The organism is Pseudomonas syringae group sp. J309-1, assembly GCF_032582135.1.
Taxonomy (GTDB): domain Bacteria; phylum Pseudomonadota; class Gammaproteobacteria; order Pseudomonadales; family Pseudomonadaceae; genus Aquipseudomonas; species Aquipseudomonas quasicaspiana.
In genome coordinates, this window is sequence record NZ_JAWHNU010000016.1 from 39608 (window position 1) to 57109 (window position 17502).

Genomic DNA, 17502 nt, shown 5'->3' on the forward strand with positions numbered 1-17502 from the left:
ATTGCGCAGATCCTGTGGGAGCCGGGCTTGCCCGCGATATGGCTGGATGCAATCTGGAGTGAACTGCGTCCAGCCTTTATCGCGAGCAAGCTCTGCTCCCACAGGAACCAGCGTCTGACGATACAAATGCGTCGCCTGTAACGACCTCTCCCCGACCAAAGCAGATCCCACGACTTCACACCAATATCCAGGACTGCGCAGATCCTGTGGGAGCTGGGCTTGCCCGCGATAAGGCTGGATGCAATCTGGAGTGAACTGCGTCCAGCCTTATCGCGAGCAAGCTCTGCTCCTACAGGAACCAGTGTCTGACGATACAAATGCGTCGGCTGTAGCGACCTCCTCCCGGCTAAAGCCGGTCCCACGACATTGGCGACATACTCAACACATCCAGTTAACCACTGGAAAAGTTCCGCCACAGCCAATACAATGTTCGGCTTTCTTTAACGACCTAGGTGAAACGTCCATGCAGCCCATGCTGAATATCGCGCTGCGCGCCGCCCGCAGCGCCAGCGAATTGATCTTCCGCTCCATCGAGCGCCTGGATACCATCAAGGTCGATGAAAAAGGTGCGAAGGATTACGTCAGCGAAATCGATCGCGCTGCCGAGCAACTGATCATCACCGCCCTGCGCAAGGCATACCCGACTCACGGCATCCTTGGCGAAGAAACCGGAATGCATGAAGGCAGCGGCGAAGGCGCTGACTACCTGTGGATCATCGACCCACTGGACGGCACCACCAACTTCGTTCGCGGCATCCCGCACTTCGCCGTCAGCATTGCCTGCAAACATAAAGGCCGTCTGGCTCACGCAGTGGTTCTGGATCCGGTTCGCCAGGAAGAATTCACCGCCAGCGCCGGTAACGGCGCACAGCTCAACGGTCGCCGTATGCGCGTCAGCCCGCGCACCAGCCTTGATGGCGCCCTGCTCGGCACCGGCTTCCCGTTCCGCGACGACCAGATGGACAACCTGGAAAACTACTTGGGCATGTTCCGCAGCCTGGTAGGTCAGACCGCAGGCATCCGCCGTGCAGGCGCTGCCAGCCTGGACCTGGCCTACGTAGCTGCCGGTCGCTTCGACGCATTCTGGGAATCGGGCCTGTCCGAGTGGGACATGGCTGCAGGCGCACTGCTGATTCAGGAAGCAGGCGGTCTGGTCAGCGACTTCACAGGCGGTCACGACTTCCTGGAGAAAGGCCACATCGTTGCTGGTAACACCAAGTGCTTCAAAGCTGTTCTGACCTCCATCGCACCGCACCTGCCGGCCACGATGAAGCGTTAAGATTCAGCCCCATAAAAAAACCGGCCAAGCGCCGGTTTTTTTGTGCCTGCCACTTTCCGCCAGACCAAAAAAGAAAAAGCACCCGAAGGTGCTTTTTCTGATCAACGCAGACTCAAAACTTATTGCTGGTTTTGACCCAGAATCAGCTGGCCTTCCTTGTTGACTGGAATCTGACCGCCTGGATCACGATCCATGCGCACCTGACCCACCTTGTCGTTCAGCTTGTACTTCACGTCATAACCCACGACCTTGTCGCTGATGTCATTGACCGTGTTGCAGCGAGTTTCGGTGGTGGTGTAAGTGTCGCGGTTCTGCATGCCTTCCTGAACCTTGTTACCGGCATAGCCGCCGCCAACAGCGCCCGCTACGGTGGCGATCTTCTTGCCGTTACCGCCGCCTACCTGGTTACCCAGCAAGCCGCCTGCAACAGCGCCGATCACACTGCCCACAATCTGGTGCTCATCCTTGACCGGAGCACGCTTGGTAACGGTTACATCTTTGCAAACTTCACGCGGCGTTTTTATTTGCTGTTTAACCGGCTCGACTGCCAGTACATCCGCATATTCCGGGCCGCTTTTAACGAGGCTGTAGGTGGCAACAGCACCGCCAGCCGTAACAACGGCAGCGCCCAGCACAGCACCAACAAGCAACGATTTGTTCACGTGAACCTCCTGACCATCTCAAACGTAGTTTCCTACGCAGTGCTTGGGGTCGTTACCGTTCCAGCGTGAGCCTCGGCAATCCACGAACCCAAGCCTTGGAGCATAAAAAAGGGCATGAGTTCAATACTCATGCCCTTTTGGCATCACACTCGGAGAGAACTGCGATCAGGGTAGATCGTCAGCCTTATCGACGACCACAGGAGGAATAAGGTCCTCAGTGGTCAGGTTCAGCCAGATCAGCACCACGTTCGCGATGTAGATGGAGGAGTAAGTACCCGCCACAACACCTACGAACAGCGCGATGGAGAAACCTTCGAGGTTGTCACCGCCAAACACCCACAAAGCAGCAATCGCCAGCAAGGTCGAAACCGACGTTGCGACAGTACGCAGCAGCGTCTGGGTGGTGGAGATGTTGATGTTCTCGATCAACGACGCCTTGCGCAGCAGACGGAAGTTTTCCCGCACGCGGTCGAATACGACGATGGTGTCGTTTAGCGAGTAACCGATGATCGCCAGCACCGCCGCCAGCACCGTCAGGTCGAAGGTGATCTGGAAGAACGACAGGATACCCATGGTCACCACAACGTCGTGGATAAGGGAGATGATCGCACCCACCGCGAACTTCCACTGGAAGCGGAAAGCCAGGTAGATCAGAACACCGCCCAGAGCCAGCAGCATGCCCAGCCCACCCTGGTCGCGCAGTTCTTCACCCACTTGCGGGCCTACGAACTCGACACGCTTAACGGTAGCCGGGTTGTCGCCACCTGCTTTACGCAGCGCATCGGCAACCTGAGAACCCAACTGCGGATCTTCACCGGGCATACGCACCAGCAGATCGGTAGTAGCGCCAAAGCTCTGCACCACAGCATCGTGATAACCGGAGCTGACCAGCTCTTCACGAACCTTGCCCAGATCGGCAGGACGCTCGTAAGTCAGCTCGATCAGCGTACCGCCGGTAAAGTCCAGACCATAGTTGAGGCCCTTATGGAACCAGCTGAACAACGCCAGTGCGGTAAGGAGCATCGTAACGGCGAACGCAATATTGCGAACGCCCATGAAGTTAATGGTACGTAACATGGCAGCCCCTTAAATCCACAACTTCTTGAAGTCACGCCCGCCATAGATCAGGTTGACCATTGCGCGGGTCACCATGATGGCCGTGAACATCGAGGTAAAGATCCCGAGCGACATGGTCACCGCAAAACCCTTCACAGGGCCGGTGCCCATTGCGAAGAGAATGCCGCCGACCAGCAGCGTCGTCAGGTTGGCGTCGAGGATCGCGGTATAGGCGCGGTCGAAACCTTCATGAATCGCACGCTGGACAGTCATGCCATTGGCGATTTCCTCGCGTATCCGCGAGAAGATCAGCACGTTGGCGTCCACCGCCATACCCATCGTCAAGACGATACCGGCAATACCCGGCAACGTCAGTGTTGCACTCAGCAGCGACATCAACGCCAGCAGCATGACCATGTTCAGCGCCAGAGCGACTGTTGCGATCAAGCCGAAGAAGCGATAGATCGCCATGATGAACAACGACACGAACAGCATGCCCCACAGGGACGCATCGATACCCTTGGTAATGTTGTCAGCACCCAGGCTCGGGCCGATAGTGCGCTCTTCAGCGAAGTACATCGGCGCAGCCAGACCACCGGCACGCAGCAACAGCGCCAGCTCGGAAGACTCACCCTGACCGTTCAGACCGGTAATACGGAACTGAGCACCCAGCGGCGACTGAATGGTCGCCAGACTGATGATTTTCTTCTCTTCCTTGAAGGTCTGAACCGGCACGTCTTTCTCGACGCCGTCGACCATCTGCTTGGTGTAAGTAGTGGTTGGCTTCTGCTCGATGAAGATCACCGCCATGCTGCGGCCCACATTGCTGCGGGTTGCACGGCTCATCAAATCACCACCGTGACCGTCCAGCGTGATGTTCACCTGTGGACGACCATGCTCGTCAAAGCTGGCCTTGGCGTCAGTCACCTGATCACCGGTGATGATCAGACCACGCTCCACAGGAGCTGCCGGACGACCGCCTTCGCGGAACTCGAACATCTCGGTAGTGGCTTTGGAGTCATCCGGACCTGCGCCCAGACGGAATTCCAGGTTGGCCGTCTTGCCCAGAATACGCTTGGCTTCAGCGGTGTCCTGCACGCCCGGCAACTCAACCACGATGCGGTTGGCACCCTGACGCTGAACCAGAGGCTCGGCAACACCCAGCTCGTTGACCCGGTTACGCACCGTGGTCAGGTTCTGCTTGATGGAGTAATCGCGGATTTCGTTGATTTTCGCCGGAGTCATCGCCAGGCGCAGAACAGGAATCCCGTTCAGTTCAGCCGGAGTGATCTCGAAATCGGTGTAATTCTTGCGAACCAGTACGCGGGCTTCTTCACGGGCAGCGTCATCGCTGAACCCCAGTTGAATAGCGCCACCCAGTTGCGGCAGGCTGCGATAACGCACCTTTTCCTTGCGCAACAGGCTTTTGACTTCGCCTTCATAAACTTTCAGACGCGCATCCAGCGCCTTGTCCATGTCAACTTCCAACAGGAAGTGCACACCACCGGACAAGTCCAGGCCCATCTTCATCGGGGTTGCGCCAAGATTACGCAACCATGTCGGAGTGGTACGTGCCAGGTTAAGTGCGACGACATAGTCATCACCCAACACCTTGCGCACAACATCCTTGGCTGGCAGTTGGTCTTCCTGCTTGGTCAGACGCAACAAACCGCCTTTGCCATTCTCGGCCAGGGAAGAGGCCTTGACCGCGATTCCGGAATCAACAAGCGCTTTGCTCGCACGCTCCAGATCAGCCTGACCCACCTGCAACGCAGTGCTTGCGCCGCTGATCTGGATCGCTGGATCGTCAGGGTAGAGATTGGGTGCGGAATAAATAAAACCGATCACCAGCACCGCCAGGATCAGTACGTATTTCCACAGAGGGTATTTGTTCAGCATCACGCCGCCCGCTTATAACGCGGGGCGCCTTGCGCGCCCCGTCGATTGGTAAAAGTCTGAATCTTAAATCGCTTTCAGGGTGCCCTTTGGCAGCGTGGCAGCAATAGCGCCCTTCTGCATTTTCAGCTCAACAGTGTCGGAAACTTCGATAACCACGTAGCCGTCACTCACTTTAGTGATCTTGCCAGCGATACCGCCGGTAGTAACCACTTCGTCGCCCTTCTGCAAGTTGCCCAGCAGATTCTTCTGCTCTTTGGCGCGCTTGGCCTGTGGACGCCAGATCATCAGATAGAAGATGACCAGAAAGCCGACCAGGAAGATCCATTCAAAACCGCCACCCATAGGGCCGGCAGCAGGTGCAGCAGCATCCGCGAAAGCGGGAGAGATGAAAAAGCTCATTTAGCACTCCAGTTGCATAATTAAGTAGAAAGCAGAAAAACTTGTTTTGACTCAGTCCATCGGCGGCGTTGGAATCCCGCGCTTGGCATAGAAGGCATCGACAAAGGCGGCCAATGTACCTTGTTGAATAGCCTCGCGCAAACCAGCCATAAGGCGCTGGTAATGCCGCAAATTGTGGATCGTATTAAGCATGCTTCCCAGCATTTCGCCGCACTTGTCCAGGTGGTGCAGATAAGCGCGCGAGAAGTTCTGACAGGTGTAGCAATCGCAGGTCGGATCCAGCGGCGAATCATCATGACGATGGAACGCGTTACGGATCTTCAATACACCTGTATCAATGAACAAATGACCGTTGCGGGCATTGCGGGTCGGCATCACGCAATCGAACATGTCGATTCCGCGGCGCACACCCTCAACCAGATCTTCAGGCTTGCCTACCCCCATAAGGTAACGAGGTTTTTCAGGGGGCATCAGGCCGGGCAGGTAATCCAGCACCTTGATCATTTCATGCTTGGGTTCACCCACCGACAGACCGCCAATGGCCAGGCCATCAAAACCGATCTGATCCAGGCCTTCCAGCGAGCGTTTGCGCAGGCTTTCGTGCATCCCGCCCTGAACGATACCGAACAGCGCAGCCGTGCTTTCACCATGCGCGACTTTCGAACGCTTGGCCCAGCGCAGCGACAGCTCCATGGACACACGGGCGACATCTTCGTCAGCCGGATAAGGCGTGCACTCGTCGAATATCATCACGATGTCAGAGCCCAGATCACGCTGAACCTGCATCGACTCTTCCGGGCCCATGAACACCTTCGCGCCATCAACAGGCGAGGCGAAGGTCACGCCCTCCTCCTTGATCTTGCGCATGGCGCCCAGGCTGAACACCTGAAAACCACCAGAGTCGGTCAGGATCGGACCTTTCCACTGCATGAAATCGTGCAGGTCGCCGTGGGCCTTGATGACCTCGGTGCCCGGACGCAGCCACAAGTGAAAGGTGTTGCCCAGAATGATCTGCGCGCCGGTGGCCTCGATATCGCGCGGCAGCATGCCCTTGACCGTACCGTAAGTGCCCACCGGCATGAACGCCGGGGTTTCCACCACGCCACGCGGGAAGGTCAATCGACCACGACGCGCCTTGCCGTCAGTGGCCAACAACTCGAAAGACATACGACTGGTGCGGCTCATGCGTGATCCTCTGGGCCCGATGCCTTGGGAGCGGTCGGCGCGGGATTGCGGGTGATGAACATCGCATCACCGTAACTAAAGAAGCGGTAACCGTTTTCCACCGCCGCCGCGTAGGCAGCCATGGTCTCGGGATAACCGGCGAATGCCGAAACCAGCATCAACAGCGTGGACTCCGGCAAATGAAAGTTGGTCACCAGGGCATCGACCACATGGAAGGGACGCCCCGGAAAAATAAAGATATCGGTGTCGCCGCTGAACGGCTTCAACACACCGTCGCGCGCGGCACTTTCCAGTGAACGCACGCTGGTCGTACCGACTGCAATCACCCGACCGCCGCGCTCACGACAGGCCGCCACGGCATCCACCACATCCTGGCCGACTTCCAGCCATTCGCTGTGCATGTGGTGGTCTTCAAGCTTCTCGACCCGCACCGGCTGGAACGTGCCCGCGCCAACGTGCAGGGTGACAAACGCCATCTCCACGCCTTTGGCTTTCATGGCATCCAGCAGCGGCTGGTCGAAATGCAGACCCGCGGTCGGCGCAGCGACCGCACCGGCACGCTGGGCATAGACGGTCTGATAACGCTCGCGGTCGGCGCTGTCATCGGGCCTGTCTATATAAGGAGGCAGCGGCATATGCCCGACGCGTTCCAGCAACGGCAAGACCGGCTCGGTAAAGCGCAGCTCGAACAACGTGTCGTGACGCACGACCATCTCGGCTTCGCCACCGCCATCGATAACAATCATCGACCCCGGCTTGGGCGACTTGCTCGACCGCAGGTGGGCCAGCACGCTGTGCGTGTCCAGCACCCGCTCCACCAGAATTTCCAGCTTGCCGCCGGACGCCTTCTGGCCGAACAAGCGCGCCGGAATCACTCGGGTGTTGTTGAACACCATCAAGTCACCGGGGCGTACATGCTCCAGCAAATCGGAAAAATGCTCGTGCCCCAGCGCGCCCGTCACCCCGTCCAGGGTCAACAAACGACTGCTGCGGCGCTCGGCCAAAGGGTGGCGAGCGATCAGGGAATCAGGGAGTTCGAAAGTAAAGTCAGCAACGCGCATGATCGAGTTCGTCTAGCAGGGCCGCGAAGTTTAGCGGAAAGAGACAAAATTGACCATGAAAGGTGATTGACCAACGGTAATACCGTCTGTAGACTTCGCCGCCATTGAGCCCTGATGGCGGAATTGGTAGACGCGGCGGATTCAAAATCCGTTTTCGAAAGAAGTGGGAGTTCGATTCTCCCTCGGGGCACCACGACACACTTCAAGCTGCTGCTCAATGCAGCTTGAATACAAAGAAACCGGCCATTGCGCCGGTTTTTTTGTGGGTGGGATTTGGGTTTTCCGATAATAAAAGACGGTGACCTGCAGGCCTCCTGAGATCCGAAGGCACCGGGTTGAAGATAGCGCCGTAAGGTCTGACACGCATGACTGTCACGTACACTACACGCGAAAAAACTTCCCGGTGCAGACCTAAAGCGCGTAGGAAGTGTCAGTAAGAACTCGTTGATCGCATCTCCAACCCACACTCATGGATGGGCCAATCGTTTGCCTACCTCATCATCAATCGACGCGGGTTATCCCTCATGTCACCGCTAGTGTGCGTCGTGACATTCCAGTTCGTGGCTGGAATGATAGGCTTCTGCGTCGTTTGCCCAAATCCGACTGCTTCACCAGCCTCCAGGAATATCGACCATCCCTCCCGAGCGTGGCGAATCTTCTTCCGGATCATGGCGGTCTGTATGTGCTACATGTTCTCGTCGCTGGTGACAATTATCGTACTGACCAATGTATTTGAGAATTACCATCCACAAGGCCTGTCGGAAATTAAACGCGCGATGCTGATAGCCACGCAGCCCATACCGTTGCTTATCGTTTTTTATTGGTTGCTTGCCAAGGGTCTGCGCAAGGTGGAGCGGAACAGGGTCAAAGCTGGCCAGTGATTGGGTTCGCTGCATTAGCGCTTGAACATTGGCAGGCAGAGATCGCTGCAGCCGGTCAGGAACTACATGATTATTCGGGCTTCACGCGGAGCGAATACCAAGTAGGGGCACCGTTCCATCCGCTTTGAATTCCATCTGGCGGACACGCATACAGAATGGTGCATCCGCTTCCATTTTGAATGGGCAGCTCATTAATGGAACTCATACTGACGCATTTTTGGTCGCGTAAGTCCACGTGGCAAGCGTTCCAGATCGTCGCTCCCGAGCGATTTCAGCAGACCTGCTGCCGGGTTTTCCTGGCATCCCAAAGCGGGATCAGCGATAAGAAAAGCGCATCGTTTACCCATAAGGATATGAAATACATGACTGGCCGCCTCACTGTTATCTCCCTCGCCGCCGTTGCCTTGATCAACCTCGCCGCCTGCACGCACTACCGCTATGTCAAACCCGAAACCGAGCAGGGCCAGCGTTGCGTGGCTCAACTAGATGCAAGAGTTCAGGCCTGTGAGAAACGGGCAGAGCAAAGCGTTCAGGGCCAGCGGATAATTTACGAGGGGCGAATGGTAGGCTACCGAGCCTGCATGCAGCAGACCCCAGCGACCCCGCAAATTTCAAACCCCTGCGGCTCGGAGCCGACAGACCCTGGCGCAGCACAAAGCAAGATATGCCGTGAGAATTACGAGGAGTCGTTTATTGACTGCGGCGGTCGCCTAGAAGAGGTCAAGGATAACCAGGCCGCTCATCCCGCAAACCGCTAGAGGAGCAACACCATGGCTTCACAACCGAGCTACCTGTTCGCAGCACTAAAGCAGCCGGATGATTCAGGCGTCGCAGCGCTGGTGGCGTTCGGTCTGGTGACCACGGAGGATGAGGTTTTTTATCTGGTTATTCGCTATAACGATTACCCCAAACATCGTTGACGGCGACCATCTCTATCATTCACTTGAAGAAGTGCTTGAAGCTGCGAGCGCGGAGTACGGGATATCTCCACGGGATTGGCGAGACCTTTCGGCGGATGAAATCAGCAAAGTTGGTGCGCAGATTCGCTGACGCTTGAGTCTCGCTGTGATTGGGAGCGCCAAAGCAAAACCGTGCAAGTCGTAACACCAAGCGTCACGACTCACACGGTTACTTGAACCACCGATCAAGGCAGCGGTTTCAGGCTATTGACAATCCCGTCCCAGAATTTCAACGCGTCTTCATCGGATTTAAAATCGCTGCCTTTCTCGTGCGTACCGAGTTCAAGCGCAATATAAGGCCGTGTGTTGGACTCTACTGTGCCTTTGTACTCTAGCTGGAAAGCATAAAACTGTTTGCCATCTACGCGGGCGCTAACCGCAACTTCCTCAGCCTGAATTCCGTTTACCAGGCGAGGCCTTTTCCTGAGGGTCTTGATACTGCCGGAATTAGCAAGCTCTCCTATCGACACGTCGTACTGACGTTTTTCAAATCGCTCTATCAAGCTGTCTTCCTGAGTAAAAATTGCCTTTGTGAGAAAGCTGATATAGGTACCTGGATGTCCCGCAATTTGCGCGCCCATGTAAACAGACTCCAAGAACTTTTCGCTACCAAGCGTCGTGTAGCCCGCCTCTATTGCAAAACCACCCTGCGGAGGAGCCTGGTGTGGCGGTCGGGAGTAAATGGAATTACTTAACAGGCGCATTTTCTCGATGCCACCCTCCAGGCCCTGTTCAGATATGTTTGCTGCCATCATGTGGTAAAGCGTATTTTTGGCAGTGAGCAGGTATACGTTAAAGGTATAAAACTTGTTAAGTCGCGAAACGAGCAATACGCTTCCATTGTCAAGAGGGACCGTTTTCTCGTAAACACTGAAAGTGCCGACCGCTATGCCTTTTTTCAAGTCTTCTACTTTCTGGTCCACAGCTTGATTTATACGGGAGTCTCCCTCGTTGCTGACCCACTCTATTTTTTCGTCAAAGTTTTTATAGTCTGCAGAGATTTCCGACCCGCGAGGCAGTGCGATTTCAAATCTGCCAAAGTAGTGAGTATTCAAGAGGCTTTCGCTTTTGCTGTCTTCATAGGAGCTAGCCAGCACGCTGGTTGCATTAAAGCCTGCTGACACGAGCATGCATAATAAGAATCTGGTCACTGCGTGCAATGTTTCACCCTCATGTCACTTTCTGATATTGGCGGATGGCTTGGAGGTATCGGTGGGAGTCTACCCTTTCGACGGCCAGACAAGCTTGTACATCCCTCCATGAGTAGCCATGCAAGTTTGATCGGTTTCCATCACACAGAGGCTCGCGCTTGCTTTCGCGAACCCTATGAACCCAAGCGCGAGAGCACGAGACAGTTCCTCCAGCAGTTCGAAACCGATCAAAGCAGCCGTCTCGCGGCATTAATGCCCCATCAGCGTATCAATCCCATCCGGCTTGTCGTGCACACCGAAGCGATCCACCAACGTAGCCGTCGCCCGAGTCATGCCGATCACATCAACCACGGCACCAGTCTTGCGCAGTTTCAGCACGACCTTGTCCAGAGCGGCCACTGCTGTGATGTCCCAGAAATGCGCGTCACGCAAGTCGATGGTCAACGTTTCAAGTTCTTCCTTGAGATCGAAGGCGTTGGTGAAGCGATCTGCAGAGCCGAAGAACACTTGTCCGGTGACGTAGTAAGTGCGGTGACTATGTTCCGGATCACGCTGGGAAGTGACGTCCAGAAAACGGGCAATCTTGTTGGCAAAGAACATTGCGGCCAGGAGCGTCCCGGCAATGACGCCGTAAGCCAGGTTGTGAGTGGCGACGACCACAACGACGGTGACGACCATCACGATGTTGGTCGAAAGCGGATATTGCTTGAGGTTGCGGATGGACGCCCAACTGAAGGTGCTGATCGATACCATGATCATCACAGCAACCAGAGCAGCCATGGGAATACGGGCCAGCCAGTCGCCCAGAAACAGCATCATGATCAGCAGTAACACGCCAGCGCTCAGTGTCGACAGACGCGTCCGGCCGCCCGACTTCACGTTGATCATGGATTGTCCAATCATCGCGCAGCCTGCCATGCCGCCGATAAGTCCCGTCGCGACGTTGGCAATGCCCTGCCCTTTGCACTCGCGGTTCTTGTCGCTGGTGGTGTCGGTCAGGTCGTCGACGATGGTCGCCGTCATCATGGACTCCAGAAGTCCGACAACGGCCAGTGCGGCTGAGTAAGGCAGGATGATCAGCAACGTATCGAAGTTCAGCGGCACCTCAGGCCACATGAAGATGGGCAGGCTGTCAGGCAGAGACCCCATATCGCCAACGGTACGCACGTTCAGACCGAGATAGACCGCCATCGCAGTCAACACGATGATGCACACCAGTGGCGACGGTAACAGCCGCCCAACCAAAGGTATGCGCGGGAAAAGATAGATGATTGCCAGACCACCGGCGGTCATCGCATACACCGGCCAGGTGACATCGGTCAGTTCAGGCAACTGAGCCATGAAAATCAGTATGGCCAGCGCGTTGACGAACCCGGTGACCACCGAGCGCGATACGAAGCGCATCAACTCCCCCAGCTTGAGATAACCCGCGAGGATCTGGATGACTCCGCATAGCAATGTGGCGGCCAGCAAGTACTGAAGACCGTGATCCTTTACAAGGTTCACCATGAGCAAAGCCATGGCACCTGTCGCAGCAGAAATCATGGCGGGACGACCGCCCACGAAGGCGATCACGGTGCAGATACAGAACGACGCGTAGAGACCCACCTTGGGGTCGACGCCGGAAATGATGGAAAAAGCGATGGCCTCAGGAATGAGCGCCAATGCGACAACGAGACCCGCGAGCACATCTGCCCGCACGTTACATAGCCAGGCGGCTTTGATTTTTTCAAACATAGATTTACCCATGGCAAACGCACCACTACGCAAAGCGCGGACGGCGCTGTGCAAGGCAGATGCGTCTGTTTCAGTAGAGTTGTGGTGTTGCCACGGCCAATAAAGACACGCAGCAGAAGGCGACCGCAGCTAGAAGGCGGTCAGGGTATTGCGAGGGGGGCGAAGCGCTAAGGCGGCGTAGGCAGCCAGTTCGAATGGAGCAATGTATTTTCCATTGGTGGTCGGATTGCGACGTCGGAATGATAGCGAATCAAGGGAGGGGTTTTCAATTTGAGGGCTGGTCCATCCGACGGACGCGAGGCATAAGGCCCGTTGGCTTTATAAGCGCGAGCGCTGAAGAACAGGAGGTTATTCAGGAATAATGGAGGGACTTTTTTCCAGATGAAGTCCACGGGATGGGGCACCTATTCACTTGCACTTGAGTCCAGCCCGACTTGAGACATGCAGTATCACGAATGCGCCACTCCCTGCCTGCCACAGCGAAACATCGCAAGCCATTAACAGATTAATCCGACAGCAATCCTCCCTGTCTTTCATTAGCATTTCCTCACCCAAAGTAGCGCTAAAAGCTACTGACCCAAGCCGCTGGAATTGATAATGGTTGAAGAAGACTGGCTTGCCGCGTGTCGTGATTGGTGTCGAAGGGCGAAATACCTCTCTGACGAAATCGAATGGCAGGCGAAGCCAACACATTCAGGATGGCTTCAAGCTACGAGCATGCTGCTGGATGAGCGCCGAGTCTCAATTCCTCATCTGTATTTCAAAACTATCCCCTCCCTTCAAAGACGATCTTTTCGGGAGTGACGATGGATAACATAAGTTGCAACGACTTCTTTGAGAGATCCGGATGGCACTGCCAGACCATCGAGACCGGTAGCAGGATCGCTACCTACATAAGTACGCCCTTCACGTTACGGGGCGGGAAGTCACTGGACTTTTATCTGTTCGCAGAAGCTGGAAATCTGGAATTCACAGACGACGGCATCACTTTGTTTGCACTGCGTTCTCTTGGCTATCCACTGGGGGATAAACGCAACTGGCGGAGCCTTGAAAACATTGCAATCAGGCATGGCTTTTCACTGTCGGACGCAGGCGCTTTCGAAACTGTTTTTATTGAGTCTGAATTGAGTATCTGGGGTGCGAAAATACTGCGCCTCTTCTCCTCTATCGCCACCTGGGAGGAGGATCGCTTTTCGGAGGGCGACACAGAATTCTCGCTAACCCAAGAAGTTGAACTGATGTTGCGGGCGAAAGATCCGACAAGACACCTGGATCGAAACGTACTTATTAACGTGGGCGGAACTGGAACTCACTTTGACTTTCTATGGGGGTCTACCTATGTCGATTCAGTCACGCCTACGGCCAACGCCATCAATGCACGGTTGAGGAAAGCGCTACTCGTCAACAAAGCTGAAGATCCTGTCGATATGCTTTTCATAGTGGATGACCGGGACAAGCCAACAAAGGCAGATGAGGAGATTGCGGTCCTTGGTGATCTGGCACCAACCATACGCATCACCGACTTCGAGCAGTTTTTCAGCCCCGGTACTCATTAGAAGTCATGCTCAACGCTATCTATTCACCGTACAGCCCTAACGTCTGCTCACCTGCCTCGCCATCTGATCCGTATTTTTCTCCGCCTTCTGAATCTGTATTGAAAATACCCTCCCCCCGATAATCAAGGCCTCAGCAGCCGGGAACCGGCCACTGATAGCGCAGTTTTCAGCGTGCATCTGGACTCGCTACCTCACCCAATATCGGGAGGCCTTATGGGCAAGCTAACGATCTACATGGCGATTTTTTTATTGGTAGCAATCGGCGTGGGTGTGCTGGGTACTATTCCTCCGGGTTGAGGGGATGGCTGATCCGGTGGCAAGCTGGAAGCCGGCGAGTCAGGTTGATCCTGAGGATTGATGTGTGCCTGGCCTGAATGGTCAACTCAGCTCTGATTACAAGCCGGTAGTAGATATTGCTGACCACAGACTGGGTGGAGAGCCTTATCGTGCGCACCTGGAGTGTCGCGGCGATCTACCTGACATCACGATTCGCACCGCAACTGTGTCCCTTCAGGAGACTTGCCCACGATGCAGACGCCGCGGTGTATCAGTTGGACCGCGTTGCATTCATCGCGAGCAAGCTCAGCTCTCACAGAGTTCCGAATCGACCAAACGACAGTGGGGTGTCAGGCGCAGCAGTCTTAGGAGTTATCAGCCCCAAACACTTTCTGTGGGAGGTTCTATGTTGGCCTGCAAACGTTGATCCCGGTAGGAGCGAATTCATTCGCGAAGAGGCCGGTGCATCCGCAGCCTTTGTATCGACTAAAATACTGCCTTCCCGAATGAAGTGGAGCGCCCCCCCGGTCGGTCCAACGGTCCGGCATGAGCTTGAGATGATACCAACCTGTGAGCGGTACTTGCCCGCAATGCGGCACCGGAAGAAGGTGCCGTATTCATGCTGAGCAACAGTAAATGGGCCGAGGCCAAGGCGGCGTGAAGCCAATAAACCAGGCCCGGTTTAACCCGGGCCTGGCTGATCAATCAACCCGAAACCTGATTCGCAAACTGCCCCACTGCGTTCACAACCTGTTGGGCGCCATCCTGAATTTCGACGATGACTTTGCCTGCCTGACCTGACAGCTCCAGGCCTTGTTCGGCCTGTTTTTTGCCGTGTTCGATCACACCGACCGCTTGCTCGGCGAGTGCCTGGTTTTTCTGCACTACGTCGACGATTTCGGCGGTGGCTTTGCTGGTGCGGGAGGCGAGTTGGCGGACTTCGTCGGCGACGACGGCGAAGCCTCGGCCTTGTTCACCGGCGCGGGCGGCTTCGATGGCGGCGTTGAGGGCCAGCAGGTTGGTTTGATCGGCAATGCTGCTGATCGCGGTGATGATCGAGCCGATGATTTGCGATTGCTTGTCGAGTGCGCCGATGCCCTCTACAGCCAGCTCCATTTGAGAAGCCAGGGCGCGCATGACGTCGACGGTTTCCTTGACCACGACGCTGCCTTTACGCGCAGTTTCGTCGGTGTGTTTCGAAATCGTGAAGGCAATTCTTGCAGCTTCGGAGACGGCCTCTTCGCGCTCGACTTGCTCGGTGATGACAGTGGCGAATTTCACAACTTTGTAGAGACGACGGTGAGCATCTGTCACCGGATTGTAGGACGCCTCCAGCCAGACAGAATGGCCACGGCTGTCGATACGCTTGAAGCGATCGACCACGAATTCGCCACGGCGCAGCTTGTCCCAGAACATCTGGTACTGCGGAGAGTTGGCTTCCTGCGCTTCGCAGAAAATACTGTGGTGCTTGCCGACCACTTGCGACAGCGAGTAGCCCATGGCATCCAGAAAGCGTTGGTTGGCTGTGAGCACCGTACCGCTCAGATCGAACTCAATAACGGCCGTGGAACGCTGCAACGCTTCGATCAGGTTTTCGTGCTCACGGGAGGCCTCGATGGTGCGCGTCAGGTCACTGGCGTACACAGAGAACTGCGTGACCTTGCCAGTGCTGTTGGTAACCGGCTGAACAATCACCCGCAACCAGGCTTCCTTCTGATCACCACGGAAAATCTGCAGCGCCCCAGCCCAGTGCTTGCCTTGCTGAATCGCTTTGCTCATGCGCGAAAAGTGATCAGTGCTCTGGGCGTATTTGGGCACCATTTCCAGCAACGAGCGGCCGACCAACTCGCTGCTGGTGTAGCCCATTTCCTGTTCGAATTTGCGGTTGACCGACTCGATCTTGCCGCGCTCATCAAGGTTGATGGACAGCATTTCGATTTCGAGACTGTCGCGTACCTGCTCCATGGACGAAAGCTTTTCGCTTATCGTTAACAACTCCTGCTTCAATCGTTTATTGAAAATCATAAAGCAGTAACTCCGCACACGTTTTTTATCAGAGGCAGGCAAGCAGCAATCGGTATTGATTACGCGTAAATATATACGACTGATAGCGGCTGAAACGGCGAAGACTTGAGGCTCTGGAACGAGGTTTCCAGCGAAAAAACGTTGTTTTCGGATAACGGGCTGTATATGCCTGAATAAATTATAAAAAAAAGAAAACCGGATCCAGTGTCTGTTTTTTTTTTCGCGCACCGAAAATAGCTAATCACGATTACGGGGGCGGGTTTTAATCAAGCGCTTGAACTACAGCTGATCACTGGCGGGTCATGTCCAGCGCCTTGCGCCACCACGGCTTTTCCCATGCCTGGGGTGCGGGCAACACATCCGGCATGTCACGCAATTTGATCCACTGTTCGTTTTGCCATTGCAGCAAACAAAGACTTTTGCCGGGCCACTGCATCACGCTAAGGCTGGGTTGCCGGGTTTGCGGGGCTTCACGCAGGGCGGGCATGACTTCGTGGGTCAGCCAGCGGCGCAATGCGCGGTTTTCCGGGACGTAGTGGTGAACCAGCATGGCGTAGGCGCCGGACTCGCTGATCAGTATCTGTTTGCTCCATTGAGCGCTGGCCAGCAGCCACGCAGTACGGTACTGGTCCGGGTCGAGTTTGTAGATGGAGCGTTGATCCAGTGCTTTGCCCATCAGGCGTGCCAGATCCTGTAAACAGAACCAGCCCTGCTCTTCGAGCATCAGGGCGCGCAGCATGCGTTGGTGGCGGAGGAACAGCAGGGGTTCGAAACAATCGGCTGGACGAGTTGGCTGGGGTTGAAGCGCTTGCATCCGTTTAACTCCGTTCGGTCATGGCTTGCCATCCTTAACCCGCTGAGCGGAATAAGGGTGGCAGTTGTGCGAGGGTTAGCGAACCGGCCTCAACAAAACATAAACGCACCGGCAGACCCGAAGGTCTCCGACGCACAACCGCCATAACGTATGTTTCAAGCGTAGATGAACACCTGAAAACTCCGCAGGAGATATGTTTTATTGAGGTTCGGATCGCTAAATCCGGTCGCTTTTTTTGAGCAACGGAGCGGAGACTAGCCGCATGTTTCTTATGCCGCAAGTGCTTACAATGTAAGACTTTAAAAGAAAAATATAGCAATAAGACAGCACTTCAAAGCGCGTAAGAAGTTTCCGCGATATAACCGCTCAATAGGTTGGCACGCCGTAGGTTTCAGAAAATAGTTTCGAACCCTATATCGATTCTCAGCCTCGACAGCCCTCCCCCAACAGAATGCAATTTCCTGAACTGAACCGCTGCCTGTAGGAGTTCACCGCGGTTTTAGGGGCCCCGCGGGGGGGGGGGGGGAGGCACACCCCCGGGCCCGCGCGGCTAACAGCGGGG

At 55.5% G+C, this 17502-nt stretch carries 15 protein-coding genes, 1 tRNA gene and 1 pseudogene; 6 read left to right on the forward strand and 11 right to left on the reverse strand.

Going from position 1 to position 17502, the window contains the following annotated elements:
- The first annotated feature begins 463 nt into the window (after positions 1–463).
- Positions 464–1279, forward strand: a complete 816-nt coding sequence (suhB, locus tag RX972_RS11630) for an inositol-phosphate phosphatase (RefSeq protein WP_027899882.1) — start codon at positions 464–466, stop codon at positions 1277–1279.
- 119 nt (positions 1280–1398) lie between these two features.
- Here the strand turns inward: suhB and RX972_RS11635 are convergent, their stop codons facing one another.
- The 6 genes from RX972_RS11635 to queA form a co-directional block, all read right to left on the reverse strand.
- On the reverse strand, positions 1399–1941 hold the full coding sequence (locus tag RX972_RS11635) for a glycine zipper 2TM domain-containing protein (RefSeq protein ID WP_027899883.1): 543 nt from the start codon (positions 1939–1941) through the stop codon (positions 1399–1401).
- Between the two features lie 165 nt (positions 1942–2106).
- Positions 2107–3018, reverse strand: a complete 912-nt coding sequence (secF, locus tag RX972_RS11640) for a protein translocase subunit SecF (protein WP_095094266.1) — start codon at positions 3016–3018, stop codon at positions 2107–2109.
- Between the two features lie 9 nt (positions 3019–3027).
- Positions 3028–4896, reverse strand: a complete 1869-nt coding sequence (gene secD, locus RX972_RS11645; RefSeq protein ID WP_231672846.1) for a protein translocase subunit SecD — start codon at positions 4894–4896, stop codon at positions 3028–3030.
- A 63-nt stretch (positions 4897–4959) separates the two neighbouring features.
- Positions 4960–5295, reverse strand: a complete 336-nt coding sequence (gene yajC / locus RX972_RS11650; RefSeq protein WP_099267605.1) for a preprotein translocase subunit YajC — start codon at positions 5293–5295, stop codon at positions 4960–4962.
- 51 nt (positions 5296–5346) lie between these two features.
- Positions 5347–6462: a tRNA guanosine(34) transglycosylase Tgt gene (gene tgt / locus RX972_RS11655; RefSeq protein WP_095094477.1), complete on the reverse strand. Its 1116-nt coding sequence runs from the start codon at positions 6460–6462 to the stop codon at positions 5347–5349.
- A gap of 14 nt (positions 6463–6476) precedes the next feature.
- A complete protein-coding gene (gene queA, locus RX972_RS11660; protein ID WP_316875463.1) occupies positions 6477–7541 on the reverse strand; it encodes a tRNA preQ1(34) S-adenosylmethionine ribosyltransferase-isomerase QueA in 1065 nt (354 codons plus the stop codon).
- 108 nt (positions 7542–7649) lie between these two features.
- Between queA and RX972_RS11665 the strand changes: the two genes are divergently transcribed.
- The 4 genes from RX972_RS11665 (at position 7650) to RX972_RS11680 (ending at position 9342) form a co-directional block, all read left to right on the forward strand.
- Positions 7650–7734: transfer RNA gene (locus RX972_RS11665), tRNA-Leu, on the forward strand.
- Positions 7735–8086: 352 nt separating this feature from the next.
- Positions 8087–8422 (forward strand): hypothetical protein, encoded by a 336-nt coding sequence (locus RX972_RS11670; RefSeq protein ID WP_164581778.1) that lies wholly within the window; start codon positions 8087–8089, stop codon positions 8420–8422.
- Positions 8423–8616: 194 nt separating this feature from the next.
- Positions 8617–9180 carry a hypothetical protein gene (locus tag RX972_RS11675; RefSeq protein WP_316875465.1) on the forward strand — a complete coding sequence of 188 codons (564 nt, stop codon included), beginning with the start codon at positions 8617–8619 and terminating at the stop codon, positions 9178–9180.
- A gap of 12 nt (positions 9181–9192) precedes the next feature.
- A complete protein-coding gene (locus RX972_RS11680; RefSeq protein ID WP_316875466.1) occupies positions 9193–9342 on the forward strand; it encodes a hypothetical protein in 150 nt (49 codons plus the stop codon).
- Between the two features lie 224 nt (positions 9343–9566).
- Here RX972_RS11680 and RX972_RS11685 read toward each other — a convergent pair whose 3' ends face one another.
- Entirely contained in the window at positions 9567–10511 is a 945-nt protein-coding gene (locus tag RX972_RS11685) for a T6SS immunity protein Tli4 family protein (protein ID WP_164581780.1), read from the reverse strand.
- Positions 10512–10781: 270 nt separating this feature from the next.
- Positions 10782–12269, reverse strand: a complete 1488-nt coding sequence (locus tag RX972_RS11690) for a SulP family inorganic anion transporter (RefSeq protein ID WP_255879132.1) — start codon at positions 12267–12269, stop codon at positions 10782–10784.
- An 806-nt stretch (positions 12270–13075) separates the two neighbouring features.
- On the opposite strand from RX972_RS11690, the gene RX972_RS11695 reads away from it, so the two are divergent.
- Positions 13076–13825 (forward strand): DUF1828 domain-containing protein, encoded by a 750-nt coding sequence (locus tag RX972_RS11695; RefSeq protein ID WP_316875470.1) that lies wholly within the window; start codon positions 13076–13078, stop codon positions 13823–13825.
- Between the two features lie 981 nt (positions 13826–14806).
- Here the strand turns inward: RX972_RS11695 and RX972_RS29485 are convergent.
- The 3 genes and pseudogenes from RX972_RS29485 to RX972_RS11705 form a co-directional block, all read right to left on the reverse strand.
- Positions 14807–15262 (reverse strand): methyl-accepting chemotaxis protein, encoded by a 456-nt coding sequence (locus RX972_RS29485; RefSeq protein WP_231666133.1) that lies wholly within the window; start codon positions 15260–15262, stop codon positions 14807–14809.
- A gap of 84 nt (positions 15263–15346) precedes the next feature.
- Positions 15347–16126: pseudogene (locus RX972_RS29490) on the reverse strand (PAS domain-containing protein); the annotation flags it as partial.
- Between the two features lie 289 nt (positions 16127–16415).
- Positions 16416–16940 (reverse strand): Bro-N domain-containing protein, encoded by a 525-nt coding sequence (locus tag RX972_RS11705; protein WP_027899897.1) that lies wholly within the window; start codon positions 16938–16940, stop codon positions 16416–16418.
- Between the last annotated feature and the right edge of the window lie 562 nt (positions 16941–17502).

Coding starts and splice junctions, on each gene's coding strand:
- suhB (WP_027899882.1), top strand. CDS start 464: ATGCAGCCCATGCTGAATATCGCGCTGCGCGCCGCCCGCAGCGCCAGC.
- RX972_RS11690 (WP_255879132.1), bottom strand. CDS start 12,269: ATGTTTGAAAAAATCAAAGCCGCCTGGCTATGTAACGTGCGGGCAGAT.
- RX972_RS11685 (WP_164581780.1), bottom strand. CDS start 10,511: ATGCTCGTGTCAGCAGGCTTTAATGCAACCAGCGTGCTGGCTAGCTCC.
- secF (WP_095094266.1), bottom strand. CDS start 3,018: ATGTTACGTACCATTAACTTCATGGGCGTTCGCAATATTGCGTTCGCC.
- tgt (WP_095094477.1), bottom strand. CDS start 6,462: ATGTCTTTCGAGTTGTTGGCCACTGACGGCAAGGCGCGTCGTGGTCGA.
- yajC (WP_099267605.1), bottom strand. CDS start 5,295: ATGAGCTTTTTCATCTCTCCCGCTTTCGCGGATGCTGCTGCACCTGCT.
- RX972_RS11695 (WP_316875470.1), top strand. CDS start 13,076: ATGGATAACATAAGTTGCAACGACTTCTTTGAGAGATCCGGATGGCAC.
- queA (WP_316875463.1), bottom strand. CDS start 7,541: ATGCGCGTTGCTGACTTTACTTTCGAACTCCCTGATTCCCTGATCGCT.
- RX972_RS11705 (WP_027899897.1), bottom strand. CDS start 16,940: ATGCAAGCGCTTCAACCCCAGCCAACTCGTCCAGCCGATTGTTTCGAA.
- secD (WP_231672846.1), bottom strand. CDS start 4,896: ATGCTGAACAAATACCCTCTGTGGAAATACGTACTGATCCTGGCGGTG.
- RX972_RS11680 (WP_316875466.1), top strand. CDS start 9,193: ATGGCTTCACAACCGAGCTACCTGTTCGCAGCACTAAAGCAGCCGGAT.
- RX972_RS11675 (WP_316875465.1), top strand. CDS start 8,617: ATGGAACTCATACTGACGCATTTTTGGTCGCGTAAGTCCACGTGGCAA.